Annotated in this window: 14 protein-coding genes; all 14 read right to left on the bottom strand. The window is 67.5% G+C overall.

All coding sequences use genetic code 11. The annotated features are described in order from the left end of the window. Position 1: 1 nt before the first annotated feature. A complete protein-coding gene (gene map / locus WBP48_RS04310) occupies positions 2 to 853 on the bottom strand; it encodes a type I methionyl aminopeptidase (protein WP_424436594.1) in 852 nt (283 codons plus the stop codon). A 15-nt stretch (positions 854 to 868) separates the two neighbouring features. After that, on the bottom strand, positions 869 to 1,489 hold the full coding sequence (locus tag WBP48_RS04305) for an adenylate kinase (RefSeq protein WP_424436591.1): 621 nt from the start codon (positions 1,487 to 1,489) through the stop codon (positions 869 to 871). Beyond that, positions 1,486 to 2,814 carry a preprotein translocase subunit SecY gene (gene secY, locus WBP48_RS04300; RefSeq protein WP_424436588.1) on the bottom strand — a complete coding sequence of 443 codons (1,329 nt, stop codon included), beginning with the start codon at positions 2,812 to 2,814 and terminating at the stop codon, positions 1,486 to 1,488. The genes WBP48_RS04305 and secY overlap by 4 nt, the downstream gene beginning before the upstream one ends. 110 nt (positions 2,815 to 2,924) lie before the next feature. Beyond that, positions 2,925 to 3,455: a 50S ribosomal protein L15 gene (gene rplO / locus WBP48_RS04295; RefSeq protein WP_424436585.1), complete on the bottom strand. Its 531-nt coding sequence runs from the start codon at positions 3,453 to 3,455 to the stop codon at positions 2,925 to 2,927. Continuing rightward, the gene (gene rpmD, locus WBP48_RS04290) at positions 3,455 to 3,640 is read right to left on the bottom strand and encodes a 50S ribosomal protein L30 (RefSeq protein WP_424436582.1); all 186 of its coding nucleotides are present in this window, start codon (positions 3,638 to 3,640) and stop codon (positions 3,455 to 3,457) included. Before rpmD ends, rplO begins: the two co-directional genes overlap by 1 nt. Then, positions 3,640 to 4,284 carry a 30S ribosomal protein S5 gene (gene rpsE / locus WBP48_RS04285; protein WP_424436579.1) on the bottom strand — a complete coding sequence of 215 codons (645 nt, stop codon included), beginning with the start codon at positions 4,282 to 4,284 and terminating at the stop codon, positions 3,640 to 3,642. Before rpsE ends, rpmD begins: the two co-directional genes overlap by 1 nt. Before the next feature lie 29 nt (positions 4,285 to 4,313). Next, positions 4,314 to 4,673 carry a 50S ribosomal protein L18 gene (gene rplR / locus WBP48_RS04280; RefSeq protein ID WP_424436576.1) on the bottom strand — a complete coding sequence of 120 codons (360 nt, stop codon included), beginning with the start codon at positions 4,671 to 4,673 and terminating at the stop codon, positions 4,314 to 4,316. A gap of 1 nt (position 4,674) precedes the next feature. Next, entirely contained in the window at positions 4,675 to 5,211 is a 537-nt protein-coding gene (gene rplF / locus WBP48_RS04275; protein WP_424436573.1) for a 50S ribosomal protein L6, read from the bottom strand. A gap of 6 nt (positions 5,212 to 5,217) precedes the next feature. Continuing rightward, positions 5,218 to 5,616, bottom strand: a complete 399-nt coding sequence (gene rpsH / locus WBP48_RS04270) for a 30S ribosomal protein S8 (RefSeq protein WP_424436570.1) — start codon at positions 5,614 to 5,616, stop codon at positions 5,218 to 5,220. A 115-nt stretch (positions 5,617 to 5,731) separates the two neighbouring features. Further along, entirely contained in the window at positions 5,732 to 6,337 is a 606-nt protein-coding gene (gene rplE / locus WBP48_RS04265; RefSeq protein WP_424436567.1) for a 50S ribosomal protein L5, read from the bottom strand. Beyond that, positions 6,337 to 6,696 carry a 50S ribosomal protein L24 gene (gene rplX / locus WBP48_RS04260; RefSeq protein ID WP_424436564.1) on the bottom strand — a complete coding sequence of 120 codons (360 nt, stop codon included), beginning with the start codon at positions 6,694 to 6,696 and terminating at the stop codon, positions 6,337 to 6,339. The genes rplE and rplX overlap by 1 nt, the downstream gene beginning before the upstream one ends. A gap of 3 nt (positions 6,697 to 6,699) precedes the next feature. Then, a complete protein-coding gene (rplN, locus tag WBP48_RS04255) occupies positions 6,700 to 7,068 on the bottom strand; it encodes a 50S ribosomal protein L14 (protein ID WP_424436561.1) in 369 nt (122 codons plus the stop codon). Positions 7,069 to 7,071: 3 nt separating this feature from the next. Next, on the bottom strand, positions 7,072 to 7,395 hold the full coding sequence (rpsQ, locus tag WBP48_RS04250) for a 30S ribosomal protein S17 (RefSeq protein ID WP_424436558.1): 324 nt from the start codon (positions 7,393 to 7,395) through the stop codon (positions 7,072 to 7,074). After that, a partial coding sequence (gene rpmC / locus WBP48_RS04245; protein WP_424436555.1) for a 50S ribosomal protein L29 occupies positions 7,395 to 7,676 on the bottom strand: 282 nt, incomplete at its 5' end. The genes rpsQ and rpmC, both read right to left, overlap by 1 nt.

The raw sequence follows: 7,676 nt of genomic DNA, 5'->3' as shown, positions 1-7,676 counted from the left end.
GCTACGCAGGGGGCGAGGGGACCACGCCGAAGGGGGCGAGGCCGGCGGCGCCGCCGTCGGCGGCGGTCAGCACCCAGATGCCCCCCGCGTGGACGGCGACGCTGTGCTCCCAGTGCGCGCCGTCGCTGCCGTCGACCGTCGTGACGGTCCAGTCGTCGTCCTCCACGAACGTCTCGTCCGACCCGCTCGTCACCATCGGCTCGATCGCGACGCACAGCCCCGGCCGGACCGCGGGACCCAGGTCGGCGACGCGGTAGTTGAACACCGTCGGACCCTCGTGCATGCGGCGCCCGATCCCGTGGCCGACGTAGTCGCGCAGGATGCCGTAGGTCGCCCCGTCGGCGGTAGCCGCCCGCTCGATGTAGCCCTGCACGGCATCGCCGATCTCACCGACGCGGGATGCCGACGCCAGGGCCGCGATGCCCGCCCACAGCGCCCCCTCGGTCACGTCCGACAGCCGCTGCCGCGTCGATGCCACCGCCTCGGCGGCACCGGACTCGCCCGGCACGACCACAGTGATGGCCGAATCGCCGTTCCAGCCCCTGAACTGCGCGCCCGCGTCGATCGACACGATGTCGCCCGCCTCGAGCACGCGTGAACCCGGGATCCCGTGGACGACCTGGTCGTTGACCGAGATGCAGGTGGTGTGCCGGTAGCCGCGCACGAGCTGGAAGTTCGACTCCGCGCCGCGCGCGACGACGACGGCGGATGCCGCGGCATCCAACTCCGCCGTGGTCACTCCGGGCGCGATCCGCTCACGCACCGCGTCGAGCGCGGCGGCGGTGATGAGTCCGGGCTCGACCATCGCACGCAGCTGCGCGGGGGTCTTGTACAGGGAGCGGCGCAGACCCATCAGGCCGGAAGCCCGTCAGACCGAGGGGGCCGAGGAGGCCGAAGCGTCCGAGGCCGCGATGCCGCGCGCGTCGAGCGCCGCGACGATCCGCGCGTACACGTCGTCGAGCGACCCGACCCCGTCGACCTCGTCCACGATCCCCCGCTCCCGGTACACGTCGAGGATCGGAGCGGTCTCGGACTCGTAGATCGAGAGCCGCTTGGCGATCGACTCGGCGTTGTCGTCGGAGCGGCCCTGCTCGGCGGCACGCAGCGACAGCCGCCGGATCGACTCCTCGCGCGGCACCGCCAGCTCGATGACGGCCGTCAGCGGCTGGTCACGCGCATCGAGGAACGTGTCGAGGTCGCCCACCTGGCCGAGATTGCGCGGGTAGCCGTCGAGCAGGAAGCCGACGCCGGCGTCGTCCTGCGTGAGCCGGTCGCGCACGATCTCGCTGGTCAGCTCGTCGGGGACGAGGTCACCGGCCTCGATGATCGCCTTGACCTTGAGACCAAGCGGGGTCCCTCCCGCGACGTTCGCGCGGAAGACGTCGCCGGTCGAGATGGCGGGGATGCCGAGTGCTTCGGCGATACGCACCCCCTGCGTACCCTTGCCGGAGCCCTGCGGGCCGATGATGAGGAGGCGAGCAGCGGTCATCGCAGCAACCCTTCGTAGTGACGCTGCTGGAGTTGCGCGTCGATCTGTTTGACGGTCTCGAGCCCGACGCCGACGATGATGAGGATCGATGCACCGCCGAAGGGGAAGTTCTGGTTAGCGCTCACGGTCGCCAGCGCGATCAGTGGCAGCAACGCGATGAGGCCCAGGTAGATCGAGCCCGGCAGCGTGATGCGCGTCAGCACGTAGTCGAGGTACTCGGCGGTGGGGCGTCCCGCGCGGATACCGGGGATGAAGCCGCCGTACTTCTTCATGTTGTCGGCGACTTCGACGGGGTTGAACGTGATGGCCACGTAGAAGTACGTGAAGCCGACGATCAGCAGGAAGTACAGCAGCATGTACAGCGGGTGGTCGCCCTTGGTGAGATAGGCCTGGATCCACGCCACCCAGCCGGGGATGTTGCCATCGGCATCCGGAGTCTGGTTGAACTGGGCGATCAGCGCCGGGATGTACAGCAGCGACGACGCGAAGATCACCGGCACGACGCCGGCCATGTTCACCTTGATCGGGATGTAGGTGTTGGTGCCGCCGAGCGTGCGCCGGCCGACCATCCGCTTGGCGTACTGCACCGGGATGCGGCGCTGCGACTGCTCGACGAACACGACGAGCGCGACGACGACGATGCCGACCGCGAGCACCAGCAGGAAGACCTCGAAGCCGCGCGCCTGCCAGATCGACCACATCGCGACGGGGAACGTCGCGGCGATCGAGGTGAAGATGAGGATCGACATGCCGTTGCCGACACCGCGCTCGGTGACGAGCTCGGCGAACCACATGATGAGGCCGGTGCCGGCGGTCAGCGTGATGATCATCAGCAGCTGCGCCCACCACACGTCGTTGGTCAGCAGCGCGTTGCACTCGGCGATCCCCGTCGTGCCGAACAGCTGACCGGAGCGGGCGACCGTGACGAGGGTCGTGGACTGCAGCAGCGCGAGAGCGATCGTGAGGTACCGCGTGTACTGCGTGAGCCGGGCCTGCCCCGCCTGCCCCTCTTTGTAGAGCGCCTCGAAGTGCGGGATCACGACACGCAGCAGCTGGACGATGATCGTCGCCGTGATGTACGGCATGACACCCAGCGCGAAGATCGACAGCTGCAGGAGAGCGCCACCGGAGAAGAGGTTCACGAGCGACAGCAGGCCCTCGCTGGCGGAGCCGGTCTGCTCCAGGCACGAAGTCACGTTCGGGAAGTCCACGAACGGGGCCGGCACGTGCGCGCCGAAGCGGTAGATGGCGATGATGCCGAGGGTGAAGGCGATCTTCCTCCGGAGATCCGGGGTGCGGAAGACCCGCGCGATGGCGCTGAACAAAGAACCCTCCAGGGCTTTCCTGCAGTGGGAGTACCGGTGTCTGAAAAGACACCATCTCCCAGAGTACGGCAACAGGGGCCGGAGGCTCCCCTCCGGCCCCTGCCGTGGAATTACTTGATCTTGCCGCCCGCGGCGAGGATCTTCTGCTCGGCCGAACCCGAGACCTTGTCGACGGCCACGGTGAGCTTGACCGAGATGTCGCCGGTGCCGAGCACCTTGACCTTCTCGTTCTTGCGCACGGCGCCCTTCGCGACGAGGTCGCTGACGGTGACATCGCCGCCGGAGGGGTACAGCTCGGCGAGCTTGTCGAGGTTGACCACCTGGTACTCCACGCGGAACGGGTTCTTGAACCCGCGCAGCTTCGGGGTACGCATGTGCAGCGGCATCTGGCCGCCCTCGAAGCCGACCTTCACCTGGTAACGGGCCTTGGTGCCCTTGGTGCCGCGGCCCGCGGTCTTGCCCTTGGAGCCCTCACCGCGACCGACGCGGGTCTTGGCGGTGTTGGCGCCGGGGACCGGGCGCAGGTGGTGGACCTTGAGCACACCCGGGCGGGATGCCGCGGCATCCGCCTTCTTCGCGGCATCCTTCTTCGCGGCGGGCGCCTTCTCAGCGTCCTTCTTCTTCTCGGCCTTCTCAGCCATTAGTCGATCTCCTCAACCTTGACGAGGTGGGCGACGGTCGCAACGTACCCGCGCGTCTGCGCGTCGTCGGGACGGACGACGCTGTCGCCGATCCGCTTCAGACCGAGCGAACGCAGCGTGTCGCGCTGGTTCTGCTTCTCGCTCACCTTGGACTTGACCTGGGTCACCTTCAGACGCTCGGCCATCAAGCACCTCCCTTTGCAGCGGCCGCGGCGTCGGCCTCGGCACGGATCAGACGAGCGGGAGCCACCTGGTCGAAGTCGAGACCACGACGGGCGGCGACCGCGCGGGGCTCCTCGAGCTGCTGCAGCGCCTCGACCGTCGCGTGCACGATGTTGATCGTGTTCGACGACCCGAGGGACTTCGAGAGCACGTCGTGGATGCCGGCGCACTCGAGCACGGCGCGCACCGGACCGCCGGCGATGACGCCGGTACCGGCGGCGGCCGGACGCAGCAGCACGACACCGGCGGCGGCCTCACCCCGCACCGGGTGCGGGATGGTCAGGCCGGCACGCGGCACGCGGAAGAAGTTGCGCTTGGCCTCTTCGACACCCTTCGAGATGGCGAGGGGGACCTCACGCGCCTTGCCGTAGCCGACGCCGACGAGACCGTTGCCGTCGCCCACGACGACCAGCGCCGTGAAGCTGAAGCGACGGCCGCCCTTGACGACCTTCGACACGCGGTTGATCGTCACGACGCGCTCGAGGAACTGGCTCTTCTCGGCGTCGCGCGAACCGCGGTCGCGGTTGGGGTTGCGCTCGCGACCGCCACGACGGGGCTCGCGGGCCTCGCGCTCGACCGGAGCGGAAGCCGGAGCTTCTGCGGTCACTTCATTCTCCTGAGTTGTAGTTGCATCGCTCACAGGTTCAGACCTCCCTCGCGGGCGCCGTCGGCGATCGCCGCGACACGTCCCGCGTAGCGGTTGCCACCGCGGTCGAACACGACATCCGACACACCGGCGGCCTTCGCGCGCTCGGCGACCAGCTCGCCGACCTTGCGGGCCTTGGCGGTCTTGTCACCGTCGAACGTGCGCAGGCCCTCTTCGAGGGTCGATGCGGAGGCCACGGTGTGGCCCTTGCTGTCGTCCACGAGCTGGACGAAGACGTGGCGGGCGGAGCGGGTGACGACCAGGCGCGGACGCGCCTCGGTGCCGACGACCTTCTTGCGAAGGCGGGCGTGACGACGCGAACGCGCGTCGGACTTCGACTTCACGGCCATTTTACTTACCAGCCTTTCCGGCCTTGCGGCGGACGACCTCGCCCGCGTAGCGCACACCCTTGCCCTTGTACGGCTCGGGCTTGCGGATCTTGCGGATGTTCGCGGCGGCCTCACCGACGGCCTGCTTGGAGATGCCGCTGACGGTGAGCTTGTTGTTGCCCTCGACGGTCAGCGTGATGCCGGCCGGCGCCTCGACGAGCACGGGGTGCGAGAAGCCGAGCGCGAACTCGACCGCCGAACCCTTCTGCGCGACGCGGTAACCGGTGCCGACGACCTCGAGGCCCTTGGAGTAGCCCTGGGTCACGCCGATGATGTCGTTGTTGATGAGGGTGCGGGTCAGCCCGTGCAGCGAACGCGACTCGCGCTCGTCGTCGGGACGGGTGACCACGACCTGACCCTCCTCGACGGTGACCTCGATGGGCTTGGCGACGGAGAGCTTCAGCTCGCCCTTGGGGCCCTTGACGGCGACGTCCTGGCCGTCGACCGAAACGGTGACGCCGGCGGGGATGTCGATGGGAAGACGTCCGATTCGTGACATGTCAGATCACCACACGTAGGCGAGGACTTCCCCACCCACGCCCTTCTGCTCGGCCTGACGGTCGGTGAGAAGACCGGAGGAGGTGGACAGGATCGCAACTCCCAGGCCGCCGAGCACCTTGGGCAGCTCGGTCGACTTCGCGTACACGCGAAGACCGGGCTTGGAGACGCGCTTGATGCCGGCGATCGACCGCTCGCGATTCGGGCCGTACTTGAGGTTCAGGGTGAGGGTCTCGCCGACGCGGGCGTCGGAGACCTGCCACGACGAGATGTAGCCCTCCTGCTGGAGGATCTCGGCGATGTGGGTCTTGAGCTTGGAGCTCGGCAGCGACACGGAGTCGTGATGCGCCGAGTTCGCGTTGCGCAGCCGGGTCAGCATGTCAGCGACCGGGTCTGTCATCGTCATTTCTTGGTTTCCTTTGTTCAGTGGTTTCGGATGCCGTTACGCGACAGCCGACCTTCCGGTTGCTCGATCACCAGCCGGTGATCGAGTGCCCCGCCGGAGGCGGGGTGTATCGAGATCACTCGGTCTTGAAGGGGAAGCCCAGGTGGCGCAGCAGCGACCGGCCCTCGGCATCCGTCTTCGCGGTCGTGACGACCGTGATGTCGAAGCCGCGGACGCGGTCGATCTTGTCCTGGTCGATCTCGTGGAAGACCGCCTGCTCCTGCAGACCGAACGTGTAGTTGCCGTTGCCGTCGAACTGCTTCGCGGACAGGCCACGGAAGTCGCGGATGCGGGGCAGCGACAGGTTCACGAGCCGGTCGAGGAACTCCCACGCGCGGTCGCCGCGGAGGGTGACGTGCGCGCCGATGGCCTGACCCTCGCGCAGCTTGAACTGCGCGATGGACTTACGGGCCTTCGTGACGACGGGCTTCTGACCGGTGATCTTGGTGAGGTCGTCTACCGCACCGTCGATCACCTTGGAGTCGCGAGCAGCCTCGCCGACACCGGTGTTGACGACGACCTTGACGATCCCGGGGATCTGCATGACGTTGCCGTAGCCGAACTCGTCCTGCAGCGCCTTCTTGATCTCGTCGTTGTACTTCTGCTTCAGGCGGGGCTGGACTCGTGTCGAAGGCGAGCCTTCGGCCGCAGGGCCAGCCGCCGCGACAGTTATCGTGCTCATCAGAGGTCCTTACCGCTCTTCTTCGCGTAGCGCACGCGGACGTTGCGCTTCACGCCTTCCTTCGTCTGCTCCTCGACGCGGTGACCGACGCGGGTCGGCTTCTTGGTCGAGGGGTCGACGAGGGCGACGTTGGAGATGTGGATCGGGGCTTCCATCGTCTCGATGCCGCCCGTCTTGGTGCCGCGCTGGGACTGGCCAACGCGGTTGTGCTTCGTGACGTAGTTCACGCCCTGCACGATCACACGGTCCTGCTCGGCGAGGACCTCGAGCACGGTGCCCTGCTTGCCGCGGTCGCCGCCCTTGTCCTGCTTCTTGCCAGTGATGACCTGAACGAGGTCACCCTTCTTGATCTTGGCCATGCTTCAGATCACCTCCGGGGCGAGCGAGACGATCTTCATGAACTTCTTGTCGCGAAGCTCACGGCCGACCGGCCCGAAGATGCGGGTGCCGCGGGGCTCCCCGTCGTTCTTCAGGATGACGGCGGCGTTCTCGTCGAACTTGATGTAGGAACCGTCGGCACGACGGGTCTGCTTGACGGTGCGGACGATGACGGCCTTGACGACGTCGCCCTTCTTGACGTTTCCGCCCGGGATCGCGTCCTTGACGGTCGCCACGATGATGTCGCCCAGTCCGGCATAGCGGCGGTTGGAACCGCCGAGCACGCGGATCGTGAGCAACTCCTTGGCGCCGGTGTTGTCGGCGACCTTGAGGCGGGACTCGGTCTGGATCATTTCTTACTTCGCCTTCTCGAGGATCTCGACCAGGCGCCACCGCTTGGTGGCGCTCAGCGGCCGGGTCTCGTTGATGAGCACGAGGTCGCCGATGCCGGCGGTGTTCGCCTCGTCGTGGGCCTTGACCTTCGACGTGCGGCGGATGACCTTGCCGTACAGCGGGTGCTTCACGCGGTCCTCGACCTCGACGACGATGGTCTTGTCCATCTTGTCGCTGACGACGTAGCCGCGACGCGACTTGCGGTAGCCGCGGGCCTCGGCGTCGCGCACATCGTGCGCGGCGTGCTCGGTCGCCACGACCTCTTCGGTCTTCTTCGTGGTGGCCATCACTCAGCCTCTTCCTTGGGGGCCTCGTCGGTGGAGGCCTTGTCGGCATCCGCCTTCTTGGCCTTCTTCTTCTTGGTCGCGACCTCGGCGGGTGCGGGCGTGGCACGGATGCCGAGCTCGCGCTCACGGATCACGGTGTACAGCCGCGCGATGTCGCGCTTGACCGCACGGATGCGGCCGTGGCTGTCGAGCTGGCCGGTGGCCGACTGGAAGCGCAGGTTGAACAGCTCTTCCTTGGCCTTGCGCAGCTCCTCGACGAGGCGCTGGTCCTCGAACGTGTC

The sequence above is a fragment of the Microbacterium sp. genome, from assembly GCF_049661145.1.
Classification (GTDB): domain Bacteria; phylum Actinomycetota; class Actinomycetes; order Actinomycetales; family Microbacteriaceae; genus Microbacterium.
This window is presented reverse-complemented; position numbering and strand designations above follow the sequence as displayed.

Excerpts from the sequence above, each read along its gene's own strand:
- rpsQ (WP_424436558.1), bottom strand. The coding sequence starts at position 7,395 with ATGGCCACCACGAAGAAGACCGAAGAGGTCGTGGCGACCGAGCACGCC.
- rplN (WP_424436561.1), bottom strand. The coding sequence starts at position 7,068 with ATGATCCAGACCGAGTCCCGCCTCAAGGTCGCCGACAACACCGGCGCC.
- rplO (WP_424436585.1), bottom strand. The coding sequence starts at position 3,455 with ATGGCTGAGAAGGCCGAGAAGAAGAAGGACGCTGAGAAGGCGCCCGCC.
- rpsH (WP_424436570.1), bottom strand. The coding sequence starts at position 5,616 with ATGACGATGACAGACCCGGTCGCTGACATGCTGACCCGGCTGCGCAAC.
- rplX (WP_424436564.1), bottom strand. The coding sequence starts at position 6,696 with ATGGCCAAGATCAAGAAGGGTGACCTCGTTCAGGTCATCACTGGCAAG.
- rplF (WP_424436573.1), bottom strand. The coding sequence starts at position 5,211 with ATGTCACGAATCGGACGTCTTCCCATCGACATCCCCGCCGGCGTCACC.
- map (WP_424436594.1), bottom strand. The coding sequence starts at position 853 with ATGGGTCTGCGCCGCTCCCTGTACAAGACCCCCGCGCAGCTGCGTGCG.
- WBP48_RS04305 (WP_424436591.1), bottom strand. The coding sequence starts at position 1,489 with ATGACCGCTGCTCGCCTCCTCATCATCGGCCCGCAGGGCTCCGGCAAG.
- rplR (WP_424436576.1), bottom strand. The coding sequence starts at position 4,673 with ATGGCCGTGAAGTCGAAGTCCGACGCGCGTTCGCGTCGTCACGCCCGC.
- rpmD (WP_424436582.1), bottom strand. The coding sequence starts at position 3,640 with ATGGCCGAGCGTCTGAAGGTGACCCAGGTCAAGTCCAAGGTGAGCGAG.
- rplE (WP_424436567.1), bottom strand. The coding sequence starts at position 6,337 with ATGAGCACGATAACTGTCGCGGCGGCTGGCCCTGCGGCCGAAGGCTCG.